Annotated in this window: 20 protein-coding genes and 3 pseudogenes; 8 read left to right on the forward strand and 15 right to left on the reverse strand. The window is 64.4% G+C overall.

All coding sequences use genetic code 11. The annotated features are described in order from the left end of the window. From FV242_RS17350 to FV242_RS17360, 3 genes and pseudogenes are all read right to left on the reverse strand, one after another. Positions 1-172: pseudogene (locus FV242_RS17350) on the reverse strand (IS256 family transposase); the annotation flags it as partial. 66 nt (positions 173-238) lie between these two features. Then, positions 239-879, reverse strand: a pseudogene (locus FV242_RS17355) (transposase); the annotation flags it as partial. A 286-nt stretch (positions 880-1,165) separates the two neighbouring features. After that, positions 1,166-3,067, reverse strand: coding sequence for an adenylate/guanylate cyclase domain-containing protein (locus FV242_RS17360; RefSeq protein WP_147939783.1), 1,902 nt, complete (start codon positions 3,065-3,067; stop codon positions 1,166-1,168). Between the two features lie 408 nt (positions 3,068-3,475). On the opposite strand from FV242_RS17360, the gene FV242_RS17365 reads away from it, so the two are divergent. Further along, positions 3,476-4,123 carry a DUF2157 domain-containing protein gene (locus tag FV242_RS17365; protein ID WP_147939784.1) on the forward strand — a complete coding sequence of 216 codons (648 nt, stop codon included), beginning with the start codon at positions 3,476-3,478 and terminating at the stop codon, positions 4,121-4,123. 783 nt (positions 4,124-4,906) lie between these two features. Here FV242_RS17365 and FV242_RS17370 read toward each other — a convergent pair. After that, positions 4,907-5,428 (reverse strand): DUF1993 family protein, encoded by a 522-nt coding sequence (locus FV242_RS17370; RefSeq protein WP_147939785.1) that lies wholly within the window; start codon positions 5,426-5,428, stop codon positions 4,907-4,909. Between the two features lie 210 nt (positions 5,429-5,638). Next, the gene (locus FV242_RS17375) at positions 5,639-6,088 is read right to left on the reverse strand and encodes a helix-turn-helix domain-containing protein (protein WP_147939786.1); all 450 of its coding nucleotides are present in this window, start codon (positions 6,086-6,088) and stop codon (positions 5,639-5,641) included. A gap of 102 nt (positions 6,089-6,190) precedes the next feature. Here FV242_RS17375 and FV242_RS17380 point away from each other — a divergent pair, with 102 nt between their 5' ends. Both FV242_RS17380 and FV242_RS17385 read left to right on the forward strand, forming a co-directional pair. Next, the gene (locus FV242_RS17380) at positions 6,191-6,961 is read left to right on the forward strand and encodes an SDR family oxidoreductase (RefSeq protein WP_147939787.1); all 771 of its coding nucleotides are present in this window, start codon (positions 6,191-6,193) and stop codon (positions 6,959-6,961) included. Positions 6,962-7,022: 61 nt separating this feature from the next. Next, the gene (locus FV242_RS17385) at positions 7,023-7,235 is read left to right on the forward strand and encodes a 4-oxalocrotonate tautomerase family protein (protein WP_147939788.1); all 213 of its coding nucleotides are present in this window, start codon (positions 7,023-7,025) and stop codon (positions 7,233-7,235) included. Between the two features lie 267 nt (positions 7,236-7,502). On the opposite strand, the gene FV242_RS17390 is transcribed toward FV242_RS17385, so the two are convergent. The 3 genes from FV242_RS17390 to FV242_RS17400 all read right to left on the reverse strand — a co-directional run bounded on the left by FV242_RS17390 (position 7,503) and on the right by FV242_RS17400 (position 10,298). Beyond that, complete coding sequence (locus FV242_RS17390; protein WP_147939789.1) at positions 7,503-7,883, reverse strand: nuclear transport factor 2 family protein; 381 nt, start codon at positions 7,881-7,883, stop codon at positions 7,503-7,505. A gap of 417 nt (positions 7,884-8,300) precedes the next feature. Beyond that, a complete protein-coding gene (locus FV242_RS17395) occupies positions 8,301-9,368 on the reverse strand; it encodes a low specificity L-threonine aldolase (protein ID WP_147939790.1) in 1,068 nt (355 codons plus the stop codon). 15 nt (positions 9,369-9,383) lie between these two features. Beyond that, the gene (locus FV242_RS17400) at positions 9,384-10,298 is read right to left on the reverse strand and encodes an amino acid ABC transporter substrate-binding protein (RefSeq protein WP_147939791.1); all 915 of its coding nucleotides are present in this window, start codon (positions 10,296-10,298) and stop codon (positions 9,384-9,386) included. Positions 10,299-10,436: 138 nt separating this feature from the next. Between FV242_RS17400 and FV242_RS17405 the strand changes: the two genes are divergently transcribed. After that, complete coding sequence (locus FV242_RS17405; protein WP_147939792.1) at positions 10,437-11,363, forward strand: LysR substrate-binding domain-containing protein; 927 nt, start codon at positions 10,437-10,439, stop codon at positions 11,361-11,363. Positions 11,364-11,557: 194 nt separating this feature from the next. Here FV242_RS17405 and FV242_RS17410 read toward each other — a convergent pair whose 3' ends face one another. From FV242_RS17410 to FV242_RS17425, 4 genes are all read right to left on the reverse strand, one after another. Beyond that, positions 11,558-12,610: an alpha/beta hydrolase gene (locus FV242_RS17410; protein WP_147939793.1), complete on the reverse strand. Its 1,053-nt coding sequence runs from the start codon at positions 12,608-12,610 to the stop codon at positions 11,558-11,560. A gap of 19 nt (positions 12,611-12,629) precedes the next feature. After that, on the reverse strand, positions 12,630-13,745 hold the full coding sequence (locus FV242_RS17415) for an alpha/beta fold hydrolase (protein ID WP_147939794.1): 1,116 nt from the start codon (positions 13,743-13,745) through the stop codon (positions 12,630-12,632). 171 nt (positions 13,746-13,916) lie between these two features. Continuing rightward, on the reverse strand, positions 13,917-16,139 hold the full coding sequence (locus tag FV242_RS17420; RefSeq protein WP_147939795.1) for a xanthine dehydrogenase family protein molybdopterin-binding subunit: 2,223 nt from the start codon (positions 16,137-16,139) through the stop codon (positions 13,917-13,919). Positions 16,140-16,153: 14 nt separating this feature from the next. Next, entirely contained in the window at positions 16,154-16,624 is a 471-nt protein-coding gene (locus FV242_RS17425; RefSeq protein WP_147939796.1) for a (2Fe-2S)-binding protein, read from the reverse strand. Between the two features lie 133 nt (positions 16,625-16,757). On the opposite strand from FV242_RS17425, the gene FV242_RS17430 reads away from it, so the two are divergent. Further along, positions 16,758-17,345: a hypothetical protein gene (locus tag FV242_RS17430; RefSeq protein ID WP_147939797.1), complete on the forward strand. Its 588-nt coding sequence runs from the start codon at positions 16,758-16,760 to the stop codon at positions 17,343-17,345. Between the two features lie 295 nt (positions 17,346-17,640). Here FV242_RS17430 and FV242_RS34625 read toward each other — a convergent pair whose 3' ends face one another. The 3 genes from FV242_RS34625 to FV242_RS17440 all read right to left on the reverse strand — a co-directional run bounded on the left by FV242_RS34625 (position 17,641) and on the right by FV242_RS17440 (position 19,999). Beyond that, positions 17,641-17,802, reverse strand: coding sequence for a hypothetical protein (locus FV242_RS34625; RefSeq protein ID WP_187278462.1), 162 nt, complete (start codon positions 17,800-17,802; stop codon positions 17,641-17,643). Between the two features lie 358 nt (positions 17,803-18,160). Then, the gene (locus FV242_RS17435) at positions 18,161-18,943 is read right to left on the reverse strand and encodes an SDR family NAD(P)-dependent oxidoreductase (RefSeq protein ID WP_147939798.1); all 783 of its coding nucleotides are present in this window, start codon (positions 18,941-18,943) and stop codon (positions 18,161-18,163) included. Between the two features lie 84 nt (positions 18,944-19,027). Next, entirely contained in the window at positions 19,028-19,999 is a 972-nt protein-coding gene (locus tag FV242_RS17440) for an AraC family transcriptional regulator (RefSeq protein ID WP_147939799.1), read from the reverse strand. A gap of 218 nt (positions 20,000-20,217) precedes the next feature. Here FV242_RS17440 and rclC point away from each other — a divergent pair, with 218 nt between their 5' ends. The 3 genes and pseudogenes from rclC (at position 20,218) to FV242_RS17455 (ending at position 22,838) form a co-directional block, all read left to right on the forward strand. After that, complete coding sequence (gene rclC, locus FV242_RS17445; RefSeq protein WP_281407075.1) at positions 20,218-20,853, forward strand: reactive chlorine resistance membrane protein RclC; 636 nt, start codon at positions 20,218-20,220, stop codon at positions 20,851-20,853. 124 nt (positions 20,854-20,977) lie between these two features. Next, positions 20,978-21,973, forward strand: coding sequence for an MBL fold metallo-hydrolase (locus FV242_RS17450; protein ID WP_147939800.1), 996 nt, complete (start codon positions 20,978-20,980; stop codon positions 21,971-21,973). Positions 21,974-22,001: 28 nt separating this feature from the next. Then, positions 22,002-22,838: pseudogene (locus FV242_RS17455) on the forward strand (alpha/beta fold hydrolase). Positions 22,839-22,967 lie beyond the last annotated feature (129 nt).

Raw genomic sequence — 22,967 nt, forward strand, 5'->3', positions numbered from 1 at the left:
CCTCCTCGCCCGCCAGATGGTGGTCCATCTCGGCGTTGAGCGCACGCTCGGCCAGGGCCTTCTTCAGTGCGTCCAGTAAGCCGTCGGACTCGAACGCCGTCTTCGGATCGGCCCCGGCCAGGAGCTGGTCCAGGATCGCGTCAGGGACGTGGGGTGCTTTGCGTCGTGCCATCGGGAACCTCCTTCGGATCCACTATGGCCGCCCCCACACGAAATTCCTGACAGTCCCCTCTCAGCGGGCGATCATCAGTTCACAGACCATCTCGGCCAGGACGCCCGCCGTGGTCGCCGGCCACGCAATAATTTCTCGGTTACGGGCGTCAATGGCAAATAGCACTCGCACGACCGCACCGTTCCGAAGGCGCAGCTCGATGTGGTCCGAACACTAGCGGGGCCGCGCGGCTGAACAGGTCGACTAAGTCGCTCGACCAGGTGGGAGCGGGCCACGCCGAGCGTGTCAGGACCGCCTTCGCCGCGAACCGCCCTTGGAGCTAAGCGGCGAGATCGGTTTTTTTTGCCCGCGCGAGGTCGAGCGCCTCCTTCAGGTTCTCGACTCCCATCGTTTTACGCCCAAGCAGGCATTCGATGTCGCGCACGCGTCGCTCAAACTCACGCACGCGGCTGGTGCCGACGACCTCCTCGTAGGCTTGCATGGCCTCATGGCCGCCCACCAGCATGCGCCGCTTCCATAAGAACAGCAGGCTGAGCGAGATGCCGTAGCGACGGGCCACAAACGACACTGACGAGCCGGGCTGCTGGTTCTCCTCGACGAGGCAAATCTTCTCACTGGTGGACCAGCGCTGACAACGCTGAACGCCGATCAGGATCTCGCTGTGCACCCGGCAGGGCGGCCGGATCGGATGACATAGCCTTACCCATAGGCCAACACCTATGCTTTCGTGAGCTATGCCGCCTGTCCGGTTAAAACGGGGTGCAGTTCAACCGCCCGCGAACGGCCTTTTGTCCCATCGCGCCGAAGGTGTCTGACTGACACCAAATAACGGCTTACAGGATATACTATCGGTGGTCCAAGCGGTTGACACTAGTAAGTCGGAAAGCGTCCGCTCTTGCGACATGTCGCTTCAAAAGCCGACATGCTGCTTTCGGCCAAAAGCAGCTGCTTGCCGACTTGGACCCACCGATTCGATGGGCTCGTTGAATGCGTTCACCGCTCTGGCAAACCCGCGCGTCGGAGCCCGTCGTAGATGCGCTCGCGTTGGGCGAGGAAATTCGGATCTGTGGAGGTCAGACCTCGATAGCGGGCAAGGGTGTAGCCTGGCCGGAGCTTGAGAAACTCGGCGAGGGACGCCCGAGCTTCGGCATCCCGATCCAGCCGTGCAAAGGCACAGGCGAGATAGAGATGCGGGAAGTCGAACAGCGGGTTTACGGCCGCCGCGCGGCGTAGCGGTGCGATCGCCTCTTGATCCTGCCCGAGATGAAGCTTGGCCAGCCCTTCCCGTGCGAGCCAAGCGCCGAGCAAAGGATCTTTTGGGCTGAGGCGGATCGCAGCCGCAATGTCGCGCTCCGTCTCCTCTGCCCGACCGAGGAAAATATGGATGAGGCCGCGATAGGCGTGGGCTCGCGCAAAGCTCTGATTTAGGGTCAGAACCCGGTCGAACGCGGCGAGCGCCTCCGAGTAGCGGGATCGGGCGCGCAACGTCTCACCGCGCAGGTAATGCGCAAACGGGTGCGTGGGATCACCCTGCAGCACCGAGGCAATGGCGCGCTCGGCCACCTCGAGGTCGGCAGTCCGTTCGGTAGTCCAGCCGTTCAGCGCCCCATCGACGAGCACCTCGGCCATTCCAAGTCGTGCGTCGACATTCTCCGGATCGAGCTTGAGGGCCCGCTCGAATAAAGGGAGGGCCTGCGCATGATTCTCGCGTGCAAAAGGCCGGTTGAGCAGGGCTTGGCCGCGCATGACCAGATCCACCGCATCCACCGGCTGACCGGAGCGCGCGCGTGTCGCAGCTTCTAAGAGACGAACACCGAGCGCGCGGCCGACCTGTGTGACGAGGACATCCTGCGTGGCGCCGACAGCGGCACGCGGTCTGTCGTAGTGGTCCGCCCAGAGGGAGGCGCCAGTCTCGACGTCCGTGAGTTGCACGGCGAAACGCACTTGCTCGGCGCTGTGCCGTAAACTGCCCTGCACGACGTAGCGCACGCCGAGCTCTCGACCGATCGTGCGCGGTTCGGACTGCCGCCCCTTGTAAGATTGGGCCGTGCCGTGAGCGATCACGAAGGTGCCGGGGGCGCGGGCGAGGTCGGCGGAGAGATCCTCGGCCAGCTGCTCGGCGAGATAATCCTGGTCCGTGTCGCCACTCTGATTTGTGAGCGGCAGGACAACGAGCGACAGCCTCGGTCGCGCAGGCACGCGCGGTGCTTCCCACTGCTCGGATCCGACGAGGTGAGGCCAGGCCATAGCCAGCCCTGCGGCGGCGGCCAGAACGGCGGCCGCCCCGAGGGTCGGTCGAAGGGCTGCGCGGGCGCGGCGTGCCTGGACGTTGCGCCATGGCTGTCCATCCGGTGGGGGCACGGCATACACGCGCAAGGGCCGGGCGATGTTCTTCAGGCGCTGCGGACCGAGATCGATGAAGCGGATATCCGGAAGGCCGCGCACTTGAAGATAGGCCGCCTCGGAAAGCCTCAACGCACCGGGATCGGCTGCCGTCTGCAAGCGCGCCGCGATGTTGACGCCGTCGCCGAAAAGATCGCCGGCATGCACCATAATGTCGCCGATATGGATCCCGATGCGCAGGCGAAACTGTCCTGCGTCGCCGTCGGCTTCGGCAAGCGCCCGCTGGATCGCCACGGCGCAGCACACAGCGTCCGTTACAGATGCGAACTCGGCCAACACGCTGTCCCCGGCCGTGTTGGCGATCCGTCCTCGCCGCGCCAGGATAAGGCGGTCGACGATCATCCGCATGGCCTGGAGAGCCCGCATCGCGCCGCTTTCGTCGGCGTGCATCGCTCGGGAATAGCCAGCTATGTCGGCGGCGAAGATCGCGGCAAGCCGACGTTCCGGAACCGACCATTCCGATGCGGTGGACCGCTCCGTGTTCTCGCTCATCGCGATCCGTTAGTGCTTCGACGGCCGAGGTACTGCTCGCTGCGAAGACTTTATCGAACGTGGCGGCTAAAGTCTCGTGCAGATATTTTCGACAGGCTCCGTGGCCACGTTCAATATTCGGTCTATCGACAATGGCCAATTAGACGCCTGCTTTAAAGCGCCTACCGGCGGATTCGTGCTGTCCAAGACGCCGGGTCTCAGCGTCGAGGCAAGCAGGGGCAATTCCGTCGCTCTCATTCATGAAGGCTATTGAATTGACCGTCCGTGGTCTCATCCCAGGTCAGGACGGGGTAGTTCATTCACAAATTGACAATCATCTGATGCGGTTGTGCCGAAAGATTCGGATTTCAGAGACCATGACGTAAGATTTTGGGCTGTTTGATTCGCCTCAGGATCCGAAGGTCGCACATGCCGCTGTCCTATTCCGCACGCCTGCGGCGCGACCTTCGCGACTGGCAAGAACGCGGTTTGATCCAGCCGGAGCAGGCTGAGCGTATTGCCGCCCATGCCCTCGCGCCTCGCGGTCTCCGGCATTTTCAGACCGCCCTTGCCCTGTGCATCCTCCTGCTCGTAGCGCCATCCATCATCGCGTTCGTAACGGCGAACTGGTCCACGATGTCGCCGTCCGCTCGGCTGATCGTTCTATTCCTCGCCAACGCCGCGGCCGTGTCCGCCACCTACCTCGCATCGCGGCGCGTTGCCCGCGACCAAGCCGGCTCGATACGCAGGCTCGTGGATGGGCTGGCAACCTTGTCCCTCGCCATCGCGGCGGCCACGCTGGCCCTGGTTGGGCAGACCTTCCACGTCGCCGCGGATCCCCACGGCTTCGCCGAGACTATCGCGGTTTTCGGTCTATCGACGGCGCTCGTCACACGCTCGGGGGGGGCGGCCCTCATCGCCTGCATTGCGCTCATCGCAACCGACGCGGGCCTGGGTGGGCTCGACCTTGCCCTGATGCGGGGAGAAGCCGCCTCAGGATCGGGGTCTTGGTTCTGGATGGTGGGGCCGGCGCTGTTCCTCGCAAGCCTGTCGGGCTGGCTGCCGGCGCGAATATAGCGTCCTCGCATACGAGATCGGACGCATCCAGGGGACAGGCGCAGGAACGAAGCCACCGAGCTGCGATCTCAATGCCCGCGAGAGCTGTCGGCTTGAGGCCGGGCGTACCGTTTATCTTCGGCTCTCGGTCGATGCCGAGGGCATCCACCGGGCAGCCGAGGTGCTGTTCGAGCTTCCGACAGGTGACGTTCCGTTCATCAAGGGCCACTTGAGTTCAGGCACGCTGGTGCGCCAGGGGGCTCTGCTCGGCATTCGGGCCAGGAACGGCGGTCAGCCCACCGACCCCACCACTTGCCAGCGTTCCGTCTGTCTAACGGGCGTCGTGAACTACGGCATCAAGCGATGGTACGGAGCGCAAGGTGTGCCTGCCAAGCTCATCGCACGGCGCGTAAGGAAATTCTCGTGGAGGCGCGCGTAGCGTCAGACGGGAGTGCGATAATCGACGGGATTATGGTGGCGGGCAAAACCTTCGCCAAGACCGCGCGCCTGTGGTGAGGATCTATCTCGGTCACCCCAACCCGCTGCCAGCACATGCAGAGGTAATAGGTGCGCAGTCGGCTGAGAGGCAGTTCGACATTGTAGGGCTGCTGACCATGGACGATCAGGCGAGCCTTTCACTTGTAGGCTCGACCTTGGGGCTCCCGTTCGGAGGAGGAAACAGGAGTAAATGCACCGGCAGCGGTAAGGCTCGGTCGAGGACGCAGAAACTGCCGAGGCGAAGGCGTCATGCGCGCGTTCACCCGGTCGCGCGGATCGGATCTGGGGCTTTGGGAGCCGGAACGACTACTGCGCCGCGTGGATATTCGGGGGGCCAAGATGCTGGAGAAAATCCGGCTTGCCGAGGCTCACGCCAGCGCCCCGGAGGATCCCGTAGGCTGTTGTCACGTGGAAGAAGAAGTTCGGAAGCGCGAAGCCGGTCAGATAGGCCTGCCCACTGAAGCGGTATCCCATGCCATTCGGGAACTTCAGCTCCACCTCCCGCTCCGTGCTTGAGGCCAGCGCCGCCGGATCGATGCCTTCAACGAAGGCGATCGTCCTGGCACAGCGCTCCTTGAGTTCGGCGAAGGTCGTCTCGACGTCGGGCATCGAGGGCGCTTCGATCCCAGCCAGCCGTGCCACCGCATTCTTCGCACTGTCGGATGCCATTTGGTACTGGGCAGGCAGAGGCTTCATGTCGGGAACCAGCCGCCGGACGAGCAGCTCGGCTTCTGGCTTCTCCGATGCCGCCTTGTCGAGCCAAGTGCTCATGTTGCGAAGCGCGTTGACGAAGACGGGGACGCTGACGTCGTGGATGCTGATACTCATCTGGGCTCCCTAAGGCACCTGCTATGAAAGACGCGGTGAGAAGGCGCACACCTCAAAAGAGTGCGTCGGACGAAGTTACTAGGCCGCCGACGAACGGCCGCTTCGGAGAAGCGACGGGAGGGGTCCGGGCGGCTAGGTTGGGTCGGATGCAGCACCTCCGCTTCCGCGAAAGGGCAGGGTCCGCAAGCCACTTATATCGGCCCTCTGCCTTCACGGTGTCTTGATGCATGCGGACACATCGGACGGTTCACCCGCCGCCGCAAACGCCCGACGTGCGTGCTTGATCTCAGCGTGATGGGTTTCAGCCCAGATCCACACACCACAGAACGCCGCCCCCAAACTCTCGCCCAATGGCGTCAGCGTGTAATCCACGTGCGGCGGGATCACCGGATGCACGGTGCGTCGCACGAGACCATCCCGTTCCATCTGCCGGACCGTCTGCGTCAGCATCTTTTGGCTGATCCGACCCACCGCCTTGCCGAGTTGCGTGAACCGTAGGGTGCCATGCTCGTCCAGAGCCTCAAGGATCAGCATAGTCCACTTGTCGGCCACCTTGGCGATGATGTCGTTCACCAGCACCTCGATCGTCGGATCGACGTCCTTCGGGATCGGTCCCTTCCGTTGGGCCTCGATGATGGGATCTGGGGCAGCCCTACGCATCCAACGCTCTCCTTTCGGTAAGTACAAATCTTTTCGGTGCCTACTTCAGCCTGGAGAGCGTGATCGATAATTTCGTCGGCGACAACAACGAAGGTCGCCGTCATGAACATCTCAGGCAACACCATCCTCATCACCGGAGGCGGCTCCGGGATCGGGGAGGCTCTTGCGCATCGCTTTCACGATCTAGGCAACACCGTCATCATCGCCGGGCGTCGGGTGGAGGCACTGGAACAGGTCGCCAGCAGCCGCCCCGGCATCAACGCCTTGCCGCTCGATATCTCGGACGCCGCGGACATCGCCGCATTCGCGCAGCGGGTCGTAGCCGAGCACCCGGCCCTAAACGTGGTGATCAACAACGCCGGGATCATGCGCTTCGAGACGCTGGATCAGACCCGAGACCTCTCAGACGCGGAGGCGACGATAACCACCAACCTGCTCGGCCCGATCCGGATTGCGGACGCCTTGATCGAGCATCTGCTCGCGCGCCCTGACGCCGTGCTGATCAACGTGTCCTCCGGACTAGCGTTCGTTCCCCTGGCGGCGACACCGACCTACTCGGCGACGAAGGCCGCCATTCACAGCTACACGGTTTCGTTGCGCGAAGTCCTGAAGGGCAGGGTTGAGGTGATCGAACTGGTGCCTCCGGCGGTTCAGACCGATCTGACGCCCGGCCAAGCCAACCAAGAAGGCTACCTGCCGTTGGCCGACTTCATCGATGAGGTCATGGCTCTGTTCCAGCACCAGCCGACGCCGCCTGAAATCCTCGTGCAGCGCGTTGCCTTCCAGCGCAACGCCGAAGCGGAGCACCGCTTCGACGAGGCTGTGACGATTTTGAACGATGCCGTTCGTAAGGCCCGCGAGAAGCAGCGCTGAGGCCAGTGGGCCGGGACGCCTACCACGCCGCCGTTCAGTTCACCCACCGCGGAGAACTCTGATGCCGTTCGCTAACATCAAGGTCCCGGAGGCTGCGCTCAGCCGGGCGCAGAAGGAAGAGATCGTCCACAAGGTGACCAACCTGTTCGTCGATTACTTCAGCGAAGCCGTTCGACCACACACCATGGTTTTGATCGAAGAGGTCAAGGATGGCGGCTACGCCCGATCTGATGAAGTGTTCGTCATACCGGATGCAAATCGCGCGAAGGACTGATCGCAGGTGGGCCGCCGATGGAATTGGCGCCCCTTAAAAATGGTTTAGGCGCAAGTTTTGCACGAAAATCTAAATGAGTCAGTAACTACACTACTCCGGCCGTCCTTCACGGCCTGAACGATAGAATTCTTACGGCTGCTTCCGAGGATGTACGATCCCTCCTACGACGCAATTGGGTGGATATCTGCTGGTCTGCTATCGACCGCCGAACCCAGAAAGCGAACTCTCGCATCTCGGCGGCTCCCACTGCCAGTCCGGGGCTCGAAGTCAAACAATCTGTTCAACCCACTGCGAACGCGACGGTCCCGGTGGGAAGGGGTCACCGAAATATTGCGTTTCCCGAACAACTTTCCCGTCGCGAAACTCCATAATGCTCACGGTGTAGGACGGCTTACCGTCATACGTGAGCACGTACTCCGTCACCCATAAATCGCCAGAGCCGACAATCCGTCTCACATCAAACCGTTTCTTATTAGGTTGCGCCGTACGAGATGCCTGGATCTTGTACCGCCCGCTGATGCGCTCGCCGGATTGAGGATATTCAAGCACTGCGTCGTCGAGATAGATCTGATGCTCTTCCTCAAAATCGTACGCGTCCGAGGCTGCCCAGTGCTGGTCGAGAGCGCGTTTAATCTCTTGATCGTTCATGGAAGACCTCCTGCGCCTATCCAACTTAACCGGCGGTTCGAGCGGCCTGCTGTGAAAGCATGTTCATTCCACCGTTGAGACCGGAGCGCTACCCACAACTGCTTTGAGCATCAGGCCAGCCATCAACAAGTCAATTTTGGGACGGTTGGAGCCCGTCCGCCTTTTCGATCGAACTTCTCTGACGCGGACATGCTACTTTCTGCAGGGCCAGTCGACTGACTAACTGAACCGGCCAGTTATAAAGCTCCTCCTTCGAAATTAGTCTTAACAAAGAAGACGCCTTGAATATTTTTTAAAAAAAAATATCATAATAAATTCATATGGCGAATGCGAATTTATGTTATGTGATTTTCAGAAACTAAATCTTCTATGAAGCATAATTTTATGCAGAAAATAACCAGGGGTTAATGTTAAATTTTAATTTACACAATTCAAGCATGATCCGAAAAATGCAACGGTTTTGTCAATTTCGGCTGGCCCAATGTGACGATGGGTGACGAGCCGGAGCCGGGTTTCACCCAGCGGGCGCACTCTCACACCCGCGGCCTCCAAATCGGTGACCCAAAGCTCGCTACCTCGGCCGGTGCGCGATAGATCGACTTGAACGATGTTGGTCTGCGGCACACTTGCAGAGATGCTGGGATGCAGCGCGTTCAGCCCATCGCTGAGTTGGCGGGCGCTTGCGTGGTCGTCGACTAGCCGCGCGCCCATCACCGTCACTGCTTCCAGGCCAGCCGCGGCCATAATGCCGAGTTGACGCTGCGTTCCGCCGATCATTTTGCGGATCCGTCGTGCATTGGCGATCACGGCATCCGGACCGGTCAGAACCGCGCCCACCGGGGCGCTCAAGCCCTTCGACAGACATAGCGACACCGTACCGGCATGGACCGCAAGCTTTGCCGGTGCGAGCCCGAGATAGGTGGCGGCATTGAACAGTCGCGCCCCGTCCAGATGGACAAGGATACCGCGCGAGCGAGCCATCTCCGCCACGGCCGCCATGTGTGAGACGGGCGGTACCGCGCCGCCAGCCGCGTTGTGCGAGGTCTCCAGCGCTATCATCGCCGTCCGGAGCGGGCTGGCGGAAGGCCGTAAAGCGTCCTCTAACCGGTTGAGATCCATCGCCCCGCGGCAACCCGTGATTCCAAGTAGGAAGGCCCCGGTGAAGGTAGCTGCCCCACGCTCGGTGGTGACCATGTGAGCCTGTGCTTCCAGCAGGATCTGCTCGGTGCGCTGTACCTGCGCGAGGATCGCCAGGAGATTGGCCATGGTGCAGGTGGGTACGAACAAGCCGGCATCTTTGCCAAGCATCGCGGCGGTAGTCGCCTCGAGTTCGCGCACGGTCGGGTCGCCCTCAAGACCGTCATCGCCGAGCGGAGCGGTGCGCATGCGTTCGTACATCGCCTCGGTCGGCCGCGTGACGGTATCGCTGCGCAGGTCGACCGCGGTGGCGTGGGGGCTGGAGTCGACGGATATGGAAGAGGCCATGGTGTGGTGTGCCGGCTATCGGTAATCGGCTTCGTCGCCGGAATCGGTCGGCTTGACGAGTGCGCGCTTCAAGATCTCGCTCATCGGAAGTTCGAGATTGATACCCTTGGGCGGGATCGGGGACTCGAAATACTTAGTATAGAGTTTGGCTACGGTACCGTCCTCGATCAGCTTGACAACCGCTTTGTCGACCTGAGCCTTGAAGTCAGGATCGTCCTTGGGCTCGAGGATGCCATAGGGTGCGAATTCGAGGCCCTTGACGCCTATCTTGAAGTCGCCTGGGCGCTTGGCGCCCGCCACGGTCGCGTGCGCGAGCGCATCGTCGTTGACTGAGCCGGCGGCGCGACCGCTATCCAACAGCAGGAAGGTTTCCGCCGTGTCCTTGGCTGGCATGATCCGGATGTCGAGCTTGTCGCGGACATTGAGGCGAGTGACGACGCGTTGCGTCTCACCTCCGGCCTGAGCTGAGATCGCTTTTCCACGGAACGAAGCGAGGTCGTTCACGTCGACCGGCGTCTCCTTACGCGCCACGAGCACGATCTGTGCGACGAAGGTTGTCGGGGCGAACGCCACGAGCTTGTGCCGCTCCGGCAGGTTGCTCGCTGTGCCGCATTCCAAGTCGATCGTGCCGTTGTTGATGAGTGGGATCCGTGTCGCCGACATGACGGGAACGTAGCCTACGTCGAGCTTGGCTAACCCCAGCGCGGGCTTGAGCTCCGCGGCCACGTGCTCGCATATCTCCAATGAATAGCCCACCGGCTTGGCGGATCCGTCAAGGAAGGCAAACGGCGGCGACGCATCGGGAAAACCGATGTTGATACGTCCAGACATTCGAATTTTGTCCAGTCGACTTTCGCCTTCGGCCGATACCGGAACTCCAGTTCCTATCCAAACCGCGACGCTGAGCAGTGCGAAACAGGATTTCAACATCGCTTCGGTCCTCATGCTTGTGCGAAGGTAGCGAGACGGGTGCCTGTGAGCGATCCGCAGAGGCGATAGTATGGTGTTATCGTGCGGGGCGCATACGTCGTCCAATTCCAATTCGCCGGTCGTCTATTCGGATTTGATATGCGCAAGCGGCTGATGAGTTTCCGGCATGTCGAGGCGTTCCGGGCTGTCATAGCGGCCGGCTCGATGACAGCGGCGGCTCAGCGCCTGCATACCTCGCAACCACAGGTGAGCCGCCTGATCGCGCAACTCGAGGCGATAACGGGTCTTCCCTTGTTTGAGCGTGCCGGCGGCCGGCTCGCGCCGACACTCGACGGCATGCGCTTTTCCGCCGAAGTCGAGCGAGCCTTCGTCGGTTTGTCGAGCCTAGAAGCTGCGGCGGTTCGCATCCGCTCATTCGGTTCCGGGCGTCTGCGGGTCGCCGCGATGCCACGTCTGGCTGGTGGGTTGCTCGCGCGGGCTGTGGCCCGATTTAAGACCGAGCATCAGGAGGTGGCTATCGCGATCTATTCCGGCGACGACGCGGCAGTGAGCGAGTGGATCGCCACCGGCTTTTGCGACGTGGCGCTCACGATGATCTACGGTGATGCCACCGATCCAGCGCCAGAGCACGTCTTGACGATGGATTGTGTAGCCGTGCTGCCCCCGGCCCACCCGCTCGCCGCGCTTGAACGTTTGGAGCCGGCTGATTTTCATGATGCGCCGTTTATCGCATCGCCCCTGGGAAGCACGCTGCGGACGCAGATCGACGAGGTGTTCGAAGCCGCGGGTGTCGAACCCATAGTCTCTGTCGAGGCCGGGCTGGGCGCATCAATCTGTGTGTTAGTAGCCGCCGGACTAGGTATGAGCTTGATGAACCCTTTAGCAGCCTATGAAGAGGCGAAAGTTTCAGAAATAGAGATCCGGCCTTTTGTGCCCTCTTTGCCCGTACGTTTTGCTCTTCTTTTTCCGCCGGATCATGCTCGAAGTCGGCTTGTCGAAACGTTCAGCAAGCTTGCTTTCGAGATGATGCTGGAGGAATTGAGTCGGCTTCCTGGAGGCGTTTGACTTCTTTATAGCGTCTCAAATTTTCATATGATCATGTTAAAGAGGCCTTGTGTACAGCCAGCTGCATCGACCGCCGAGAGCAACTATTCCGTCATCGGCTGGATCCGGCCGGCCGCTTTGCGCCCACAACAGTCTTAGAGCTGGCTGTTACACGATCCCGTAAGCAGAAGCGGCCATCCGCCCCACGCGGGAAGCTACCGCGCCAGATGCTTGTCGAAGAAGCGCGCGATCTCTTGAAAGACCGCTCGGGACTCCGGCGCGGTGTCGTCTCGAATGTAGTGAGCATGGGATTGGCCTTCCCCAACTTGAAGGAAGGCCTCCACGCCAGCCTCTCGCAGCTTGCGATGCACGCGAACCGTGTTCGACAGCAGCAAGTCTCGCGTGCCGGTGGTCAGGATGGTGGGCGGGAAACCTTTGAAGTTGCCGTAGACGGGCGACAGCATCGGATCCTTGAGGTCGTGGCCGTCCGCGTAGACCTTGGCACCGTCGTCGCAGAAGCCGTCCGGCGAGACGAGCACGTTGTCGAGCATGGCGTTCGTCACGAAGCTGTCGCCGACCTTGGTGGTGTCCGACATCGGCGTGCCCGGCGCGATGGCGGCAGGTAAGGGCAGCCCCTCCTGCTTCGCCCGCAGCACCATGGCGAGGGTCAGCGCGCCGCCGGCCGAGGTGCCGAAGATCGCGGTCTTCCGCGGATCCGTCGCCCGCGTCACGGCCCTCCAGACCGTCATGGCGTCGTCGTGGGCGGCCGGATAGACGGCCTCCGGCGGCATGCGGTAGTCGACCGAGATCACCTTGAAGTGGCCGAACCCGGCCATGAACAGCGCCTCCGGCAGGCCGGCCTCGCCGGGGTTGAGCACGTAGCAGCCGCCGTGGACGTGGACGAGCACCCGGTCGCGGTTCTCCGGCGGGACGACCTCTGGGGTCACGATGAAGGCCCGCACCCCGTCGATCGTCGTGCGTTCGACCTTCACGTGCAGGCGCTCGATCATGCCAGGCACGAGCTTCTTGAGCGCCCCCGCGCTGGCCTCGGCGACGGGCTTCCAGGCCGCACCGTCCTTCGGGTGTATGTCCCAGTTCGGCCGCAGCGGCTGGCCGATGATCTTGCCCATCTGCGGGCTGACGTCGGTGGGCACCGGCACCGACTTGGCCGGCACCTGCAGCGGGGCGGCCTGCTGCTGCGCCGCAGCAGGGCCGGCGGCGAGCGCCGCCAGAGCCGCGCCGATCGCGATCACCGTCTGTCCGATCATCGTCTGACCTCTCGCTGTCTCAACGACCGCGCGGCGCGGCCGTGCCCAGAAAATCCTGGACGGTCCGGTTCATGAAATCCACGTCCGCCGCTTTGGTCGCCGTGGCCGTCGTGTGACCCTGCACGGACGGCACGGCGACGACGCTCGCCTGCGAAATATAGGCGCCGGCCTCGCGGGCCTCCTCGACTGGATTGTACAGGTCAAGGTTGCCGCCGGTGAGGATCAGCGTACGGGCCCTGATCGCGGCGAGCGCCTTCCGGACATCGCCGCCGAACCCGGGGGTCTGGCCGATGTTGTGGCGGTCGTAGGCCCAGGTCTGAGCGATCCAGTCGTTGGCGTCGAAGCCAGCTTTGAGCACCGCCTCCTCTTGTGCGCGCATCCAAGGCAAGATGTCGAGGGGCTGCGGAGCGATCCCGCGTAGGGCCTCCGGGGTCCGGGCAGCCAGCACCTGCAGGATGTCGGCACGCAGCCGCCAGCCCTGCTCGGGCTGCCTTTCGTAGGCGCCGTCCTTGAAGGCAGGATCGAGCATCAGCGCCTTGCGGGTCGCCTCGTTGACGGCGATCGACCAGGGCGCGGTGCGCGCCATCGGGGTCAACGCCACTAAGGCGTCCATGAAGCCGGGATGGCTGACGCCCCATTGCAGTGCCTGCATGCCGCCCATCGAGGCGCCCGCCACCGCAACGACGTGGGTGATCCCGAGCCGGTCCAGGAGCTGCTTCTGGCTCTCGACCATGTCGCGGATGGTGAAGTGCGGGAAGGCGGTGCCGTGCTGGCTCGTGCTGTTGCTCGGGCTCGTGGTCAGCCCGTTGCCGATCGCGTCGGTGGCGACGACGAAGTACCGGTCCGTGTCGAGGGCCTTGCCGGGACCGATGAGGAAGTCGATCCGATGATGGTTGCCGCCGATCGCGGTGGTCATCAGGATCGCGTTCGACTTGTCGGCGTTCAGCGTCCCGTGGGTAACGTAGGAGATTGCGAAGTCGCGGATCGTCTCGCCGCTCTCCAGCGGCAGGTCGCCGAGCGACTCCAGCCGGTGCGGTGGGTCGTTCGGACCATGTGCGGCGGAAGGCGACAGGCCGGCGACCAGCAGCGCCGCGGTCAGGGCCCATCTCAGCGGCCTGCGGTTTGGTATGCGCATCGGAAGTCTCGCCTTCGAACGTGTTGATGCTTGCCTCGGGTCGAACCCCGCCACCGTTCCGGAGCGCCGGGTGCGGCACCACCCGGTGTCCGCGGCGCGTCCGGCAGACTGCGATCCGGGCCCGCGCCGCAGGACCGGCGCCGCGCCCCGACGATCCTGCCCATTCGCATTTCAGGCCCCTTGCAGGGCTGCCTTCACCTTGGCCGGGGTGAACGGCACGGACCGCACGCGCACGCCGGTCGCGTCGAAGATCGCGTTCGAGACCGCTGCCGGCACGATGGCGGCAGACGGTTCGCCGGCACCCCACGGCTTCTCGCTCGGCCGGTCGATCAGGTTGATCACGACCTCGGGCACGTCCGGGAAGGTCAGGATCGGGTAACTCGACCAGTCGAGGCTTGTGACGGCGCCGCGATCGAAGGTGACCTCCTCCAGCAGCACCCGGCTGACGGTCTGGATGACGTTGCCGTCGAGCTGGTTGCGCACGCCGTCCGGATTGATGATCTGGCCGCAGTCCTGGACCACGAAGAAGCGCGGCACCCGCACCTGCCCGGTGCTGCGGTTGACCTCGACCTCGGCCACGCCGGCCACGTAGGTACGGTTGAGCTCGTACTTCACGTAGGAGATCCCGCGGCCGCGCAGCACGTCGCCGGCGACGTCCTTCACCGGCGAGGGGCGCGCCTGCCACTTGGCGAGGTCGGCAACCCGCTTCAGCACCTCGATGCCGCGCGGATCCTTAAGCGCGCGCAGGCGGTACTCCAGCGGGTCGGCGCCGGCTGCCGCCGCGCATTCGTCGAGGAAGGCCTCGTTGGCGTAGGTGTTCTGCATCCGCCCGGGGGTGCGGATCCAGGAGGGCCGGAACGGCGTCGAGGCCAGCCGGTGGCAGACCGTGCGCACGTTCGGGAAGGCGTAGGGCAGCGCCGAGTTGCCGATGATGTTGCCGGGCGCCATCGTGGTCTCGTGCGGCAGGTCGGCCAGTGAGGCCGCCACCAGCGGCACGTTGCCGGCCGCTCCCTCCGGGATGTGGAACTGTGAGGACCATGCGGCGACGTTGCCCTGCGGGTCGAGCCCGGCCTGCAGGTCGATCAGGGTCGGCGGTCCCTTCGGATCCCAGCCGTGCTCGTCGGCGCGCGACCACTGGACCCTCACGGGGCGGCCGACTGCGTGGGCGAGAAGGGCGGCGTCGCCCGCCGCGTCCTCGTGGCCGTTGCGGCCGTAGCAGCCTGAACCCTCGACGTAGATGCAGCGCACCGCCTCCGGCGCGAGGCCGGTCATGGCCGCGAGCTGCTTGCGCAGGGCGTGCGTCATCTGCGAGGCCGTCCAGCAGGTCAGGAACCCGTCCTTCAGCTCTGCGATGGCGCAGGACGGCCCGATCGAGCCGTGGGTGTGGATGGCGAAGTCGTAGGTAGCTTCGAGCTTCCGGGCCGCGTGGCCGAGCGCCGCCTCGGCATCACCCGTGCTGCTCGTGACGTCGTCCTTGGTGACCTTCGTGGCCCGCACGTGCTGCCAGAGCTTGTCCTGCTCGGGCAGGCCCTGCCAATTCGACCACGTCGCCTTCAGCTGTTTGGCGGCCTTCACGGCCGCCCACTCCTTCTCGGTGACGACGGCCAGGAAGTTACCCTGGCGCACGACCTTGATCAGTCCCGGGATGTCCGCGACCGAGGCCTCGTCCACGACCTGCAAATCCGCCCCGATGGTCGGGGGACGGACCACCCGCGCATGCACCATGCCGGGCACGCGGTAATCCTGCATGTAGGTGAAGCGACCGGTCATCTTCTCGGGGATGTCGATCCGCGCCACCGGCTTGCCGACGAGGGCGAACTGCGCCGGGTCCTTGGTCTTGACCGCCGGATCGACCTTGAGGTCGAGACGCCCATCCCTCACGAGGTCGGCGTAGGAGAGGCCCTGGCCACCAGCTTTCGGGCGGACCGTGCCGTTCTCGCTCACCAGCGCGTCGGCCGGTACGCCGAGGCGCTGGCTGGCCATCTGCACGAGGCGCGCGCGGGCCGTCGCCGCCGCCTGCCGGATCTCGACGCCGCCCTTCTGGATCGAGAGGCTCCCATAGGTCGGTCCCTGATCCGGCGTCAGCGCCGTATCGCCCTGGACAACGGTCACGCGGTTGAGCGGCAGGTCGAGTTCCTCGGCCGCGATCTGCGTCAGGGCGGTCTCGACTCCGGTGCCGAGATCGACCTTTCCGGAGAAGATCGTGGCGTGACCGTCGGCGCCGAGCGCCAGGAAGCTGTCGACGCGGTCCGGGGCGACGGGCTTCGCGAATCCGTTGGTGGCGACCGGCGCGAAGGTCTGGGCGCTGGCGCCGCGGCCGGACAGCGAGAAGCCCACGACGAGGGCGCCGCCCTGGAGAAGCAGGCTGCGGCGGGAAAAGACGGGTGCGTTCATGGCAACAACCTCCGTCAGAGCGTGCCGGCGGCGCGCTGGACGGCGCGCACGATCCGCTGATGGGTGCCGCACCGGCAGAGATTCTGGGCGAGCGCCTGCCGTATCGCAGTCGCGTCCGGCTTCGGCGTCTCGTTGAGCAGGGCGGCCGACTGCATGATCATGCCGTTGATGCAGTAGCCGCATTGCGCCGCCTGCTCGGCGATGAAGGCCGCCTGCACCGGGTGCGGCTTGTCCAGGCTGCCGAGCCCTTCGAGCGTTACGATCTTAGCCCCCGCCTTCAGGCTCGAGACCGGGGTGATGCAGGAGCGCACCGCCTGCCCATCGACATGCACCGTGCAGGCACCGCACTGGCCCAGCCCGCAGCCGAAGCGCGGTCCGTGGAGGCCGAGATCATCGCGCAGCACGTAGAGGAGCGGCGTATCGGGGTCGTCCACGCTCAAGGGCGCCGGGCGCCCGTTTACGTCCAGCGATATCGGCTGCGCCATCGGGCGTCTCCCTGGAACCATTCTCGGGTGCTCGGCCTATACCCGGCGTAGATCCGGAGCAACGCGGCGGCGTGACAGCGATTCCCATTCGCTTCAGGAGGCCGTGCTGCCCCCGGCGCCGTCAGGGAAGTACATGCCTTCGCAGAACCGCAGCCGATGCATCCTCGCTCTCTTCCTTGCGCTGTCCGCGGGGCCCGCGAGGGCGGCCGAGCGCCTTGCGCAGGATTGGCCCGAGCCGTCCCGCAAGGCCGCTGAGGCCGTTGCTGACAAGTACGGCGCACCACAGGAGCATACGGCGACGCTGCTGATCTGGTACCGCAACGGGCCGTGGATGCGGACGGTGGTGCACAAGGTCGGAGCCGAGCACGACTTCCCGGTCAAGCACAGCGACGTGCTGGAGCAGAGCCTGCCCTACAAGGTTCCGCTCAACCTCTTTAGCGCCGTCGCGACCTTCAACGGCAGCGTCATTCCGGACCGAACGCGAGGCACGCTCACCGTCTACGGCGCCAGCGAGGCCGAGAATGTCCTGAGCCTGAACTTAGCTCGGGCAGTGGTGCGCGGCGAGCTCACGGCGGAGCAGGCACGGGACAAGGAAGTCGCGGCCGCGCAGCAATTGGCGAACGGGCAGGTGCCGGACCTCGCGGCCAAGCTCACCCTCGATCAACAGCAGGAGGGCGACGTCTCCGACCCGGATACCGCGATGATCCTGCCGCCCAGCTGAACGCCATAATCCAGAATACGAGGCGCTCTGATCTGGCAACGCGTTGATCCATCGGCGCCCGCCGGCCGAGATTGTGGATTCTCACGCGGCGCACTACTCGACGCTCTGCACCGGCGTTGGATACGCCCGTGAAGAGCCCCGCGCCCTGTACCAATCAGCGCCACGGCGGCCGCCACATCTTGCCGGCTAGACATCGGGGCTCCGGCAATCTCCCGGCGAAACGCCGCAATCCGGTCGAGAAGCGGCCGCCCCGCGAGGGACCGGCTTGTCCGGGACCGACGCTTGGGACTGTGCGTCAGACGCTCAGAACGATCTTTACGAGATGCTCATTTCTCCTCATGCGGGCGTGCACGATCGCCGCCCCAGCTAGGGCATAGCGGCCATTGATCGGCAGATAAAAGCTCCTGACCACCATCACCGGCCACAGGCCGGCCCGGACGCGCACGGTGCGCTTCATCAAGCCCTGCGAGCAGAGCCCATTGTGGTTGGCAGCGGGGGTCGATGCAGACCTTTTTCTGCACGAACGTTATTGTCGCGGATCGCTGTAGAGAACGTCCGCTTTTCCATTTAACCTACTACGAAGCGGGCCAGCTGCTTTCGGCCAGATCCCGTCGTTGCAGGTTGTCCGTATGCAAGTCTGTGATGAGTGGATTTGCGATGGTCCCCTTCCGGGCGGCGGCAGAAGTAGACACTGCCGTCGCACCCGCTCACGACCCATTGCAGTCTTTCAAAAGGTCTGCTCCTGGGTGTCTCATCATTCCAGAGCGACCAAGTTTGGCCTTCTCATGCGTCTGCATTGGGGAGGGGAGGGGGGATCAGATCTGGACCATCCCCCCATCGACGAACAGCTCGACACCGTTAACGAAGCTGGTCGCGTCCGAGGCCAGAAACAGGACAGCCGCAGCAACGTCCTCCGATCGGCCAATCCGATCCGATGGGATATTTGCGAGCATCCCCGCCTTGACCGCCTCGGCTTGTTCGCCGCTACCGAACAAATCGGTCAGCCCGGCCGTGTCAGTCACGCCGGGGCTTACGACATTGACCCGGATGTGCCTATCCTTGAGGTCCAGGATCCAACTGCGCGCGAAGTTGCGTACCGCCGCCTTGGTCGCGCTGTAGACACTGAAGGCGGGCGTGCCGGCCGAGCCGGTGGTCGAACCTGTGAGAACGACGGACGCGCCATCGCGTAGGAGCGGGAGCGCCTTCTGGACGGTGAACAGCACGCCCTTCACGTTGGTCGCGAAAATCGTGTCGAAGTGCGCCTCGTCGATCGCCCCGAGCGGGGCGAAACTGCCCCCGCCGGCATTGGCGAAGACGACGTCGATCTGCGCGTGGTTCTGCCGGACCGTCTCGTAGAGCCGATCGATGTCGGCGAGCCGGCTCATGTCGGCCCGCACGCCCGTCACTTCGCCCTTGGTCGCCTCGCCGCCGATCACCGCGACCGCGGCGTCGAGTGCGTCTTGGCGCCGGCCGGTGATGAACACCGAAGCTCCCTCCGCCGCGAACGCCGTGGCGGTTGCGAGCCCGATCCCACTCGTGCCGCCGGTGACGACCACCACTTGGTTCGTGAACCTGTCGTTGCGCCTGATCGCGGTCATGTCTGCCTCCTCCGATGCGGGGAAGGTAGCCGGGGCGGCATCGCCCGTTGATGCCGGCCCGGCGCGATCCGATGACCGGCCGGATCAACCGGCCTGTGAGCTGTCCGCCTGCGTGATCCGCGCGCCCGCATCCCGACGCAGGCTGCCCGGACGGACGCCGTACTTGCGCAAGAACGCGCGGCTGAGCGCGGCTTGGGACTGATAGCCCACGTCGACCGCGATCTGGTCGAGCGAGCTGGTGTCTGTCCGCAGGCGGTGGCGGGCTAGCCCGAGCCGCAGGTCGGCGAGGAATTCCAGCGGCGCCATGTCCACCGCCTTGCGGAAGGCGCGCACCAAGCTCGCCCGTGAGGCGGCGGCGATCGAGGACAGCTCGTCCAGCGTCCAGGCGCGCACCGGATCGCGCACCATCGCGAGCACCGCCTGCGCCGTCACGCGCTGCCCGATGAGCCGGAGCAGGCCCTCGGCCGACGCGGAGGCTTCGAGGTGGGCGCGCAGCAGCATGATGAACAGCGCGCTAGCGAGATCGCTCGCGATTGCGATCGATCCGGGGCGGATATCGGTCAGCTCCGAGCGGATGCCGGCGACGAGGGGGCTGTATCGGCTGGCCAGAGGCTGCAGGCCGACCCGCAGCACGATCGTGTCGGGCAGCGCCGCCAAGATCAGGCTCTGGGGCGCACCTTCGAAGCTCAGCCGGCCGCATACCAGCTCGACGTCTGGCTCGACCCCAACGGTCGTCTTCAGCCGCAATTCGCCGATCCGCCGGACCGTGGTCACGGACTGCGCATGCCCGGCACTCTCAACCGCGCGCGTGGTATGAGCGTCGCCGTGCGGCAGGAGCAGGACGTCACCCGCTTCGAGCCGCAGCACGCCGGTCCCGTGGCGGTCGAGCAGCGCGCAGCCCTGCGTGACGATGTGGAAGTAGGCGTGGCCGTTCGGCTCGGGTTCGTGCGGGGACGTCCAAGCCCCGCCCAGGCGGCACACATCATCGAGCACGGGGCGCACACGCAGGAGCGGCGCGAGCCCGCTCAGGGTGTCATCCGTCATCCGCTCCGCCATGGCGCCCCTCCGCGGCGCGCTTGATCCGCGCGGTCATCATCCTGCGCCGGGCCGGCATCGCGAGACCCGGCGCCAGCGATCATCTTTGCGGCATCGAAGCAGGCGGTCATGTCCGCACCCAATCCCAGCCGTGAACGGCAGCGCCCGACCCGCGTCCATGAAGGTCGAACGCCGCCAATTTGGCAAGCATCCGACCTTTTGAACCAAGGAGCCACGTCATGAACACGCAGATCCGTCAGGTGCTCGGGATCGTCTCGGGGCAAAGATCCAACCGCATCGGCCTGGACGCCGTGCGGGTCGCCATCGCCACCATCTTCATCTGGATCGGGGGGTTGAAGTTCGCTCCCTACGAGGCCGACAGCATCACCCCGTTCGTGGCCAACAGCCCGCTGATGTCGTTTTTCTACAGGCACCCCGACCAGTACGCGCAGCACCTCACCCACGAGGGCGAACTCAAGCTCGCCGAGCGCGCTTGGCAGGCGGCGAACGACACCTACGCGTTCTCGAACGGCCTCGGGAGCGTCGAGATCGCCATCGGCCTTCTGGTCCTCGTCGGGCTGGTCTCGCGCCGCTGGGGTCTCGTAGGCGCGGCGCTCGCCTTCCTGACGCCGGTGGTCACGCTGTCGTTCCTGGTGACGACGCCCGAAGCCTGGGTGGCGGCGCTGGGCGATGCGCAGCACGGCTTCCCGTACCTGTCCGGCGGGGGGCGCCTCGTGCTGAAGGACATCGTTCTGATGGCTGGAGCTTGGCTCGTGGTGGCCGACGGGGCCCGCGCCGTACTCGAACACACGGTTCAGACCTCGGTGGATCGTGCCAGCCTGGGCGCTACCCTCGCGACCGCATCCCGAACCTAGGACCCGCGAGCGCCGCTCGTGCGCGGCGCTCGTTTTGGCGATGCGAGGCAGTGCGGAAGCTCTCCGGAGCGGAACGATTGCCTGATGTGAGGCCCCCCACAACCTGACCTTCGGAGCACAGACTATGACCGCCCGTGAACCTGCGTCCGGCGCCGCGAGACAAACGTTCTCCCTATCACGCCGCGGCTTCTGCCTCTGCTGTCTGTCCGCCTCTGCTCTGCCGACGGCGAGCGGCTGGCTCTCACCCCGCTCTGCGTTCGCGCAGGCGCGCGGCATTGTGGACACGATTATGTTCGAAGCCACCCGCTCGCCGATCACAGCCCATAGGCTGCGCGGGGGTGTCGCCGTGCTGGAGGGGTCTGGCGGCAACGTCGCGGTTCTGACCGGGCCGGACGGGAAGCTGCTGGTGGACGCCGGGATCGGCGTGTCGCGCGCCCAGATGCTGACGGCGCTGAACGACCTCGGCGACGCGCCGATCACCCATCTCATCAACACACATTGGCACTTTGATCACGCGGACGGCAACGCTTGGCTGAACGCGGAAGGGGCGGAGATCCTCGCCCACGAGAAGACCCGCAAGCACCTCGCGGCCGCGCAGCGCGTGGACGACTGGGACCATGACTTCCCCGCGGCACCGCCCAACGCGCTGCCGACGCAGGTGTTTTCGTCCGAGCACGAGACCAAGCTGAACGGCAGCACGCTGATGCTGAAGCATTACGGCTCCGCACACACGGACAGCGATATCTCCGTCCGCTTCGTCGAGGCCGACATCCTGCACACGGGCGACACGTTCTGGAACGGCATCTACCCGTTCATCGATTACTCCACGGGTGGCAACATCGACGGGACGATCGCTGCAGCTGAAGCGAACATAGCCGCGACGACAGACCAGACTATCGTCATCCCTGGCCATGGAGCGCCTGTCGGTACTCGCGCACAGCTGCGCGACTTCCATGACATGTTGGTGGACGTGCGTGCGAACGTCGCCGGCTTGAAGAGGCGAGGCCTATCCTTAGAGGCGACTGTCGCGGCCCACCCGACCGCAGCGCACGACGCGAAATGGTACCGGTCCGTCATCAGTCCAGCGCTCTTCACCCGTTTAGTCTATGAGGGTGTTTGAGAACTATTTTGGATTGAGGAGAAGCGTCATGGCCACGATCACAACCCAAGACGGCTTCGAGATCTTCTACAAAGACTAGGGTCCGAAGGACGCGCAGCCGATCATGTTCCATCACGGCTGGCCGCTCTCCGCCGACGACTGGGACACACAGATGTTGTTCTTCCTCAAGCACGGCTATCGTGTCGTTGCCCACGACCGCCGCGGCCACGGCCGCTCGGCGCAGGCCTCGGACGGGCACGACATGGACCACTACGCGGCCGACGCCGCCGCTGTGGTCGAGCATCTTGATCTCAGGAACGCCGTCCACATCGGCCACTCCACTGGCGGTGGCGAGGCCACACGCTACGTCGCGCGATACGGCGAGCCTCAGGGTCGCGTGGCCAAGGCGGTGCTGGTGAGCGCCGTGCCCCCATTGATGCTGAAGACCGCAGCGAACCCGGAAGGACTGCCGATCGAAGTATTCGACGGCTTCCGCCAAGCGCTCGCGGGCAACCGCGCCCTGTTCTTCCTCGACGTCCCATCGGGACCGTTCTACGGCTTCAACCGCGATGGCGCTCAGGTCCAGCAGGGCGTGATCCAGAACTGGTGGCGGCAAGCCATGATGGGCTCTGCCTTGGCGCACTACGAAGGTATAAAGGCGTTCTCAGAGACCGATCAGACAGAGAATTTGAAGGTGATCGGCGTTCCGACGCTGGTGCTGCACGGCGAGGATGATCAGATCGTGCCGATCATCGCGGCGGCGCCGAAGTCGGTCAAGCTGCTGCGCAATGGCACGCTGAAGACTTATCCCGGCTATGGCCATGGCATGCTGACGATCAATGCGGACGTACTCAACACCGACCTCCTCGCCTTCGTGAGGGCGTGAGGTGGACGCGGAGCCGAAGGTCTGCTTCCGGACTTCGTGCCGACTTCCGCTTGCCACCGAGGCTGTGTGAAAAAGCAGAGGCTTTCCAAAATTTGGAGCATTCTTCCATGTGGCAGCCCTCCAGGCACC

Source organism: Methylobacterium sp. WL64, assembly GCF_008039945.1.
Classification (GTDB): Bacteria; Pseudomonadota; Alphaproteobacteria; order Rhizobiales; family Beijerinckiaceae; genus Methylobacterium.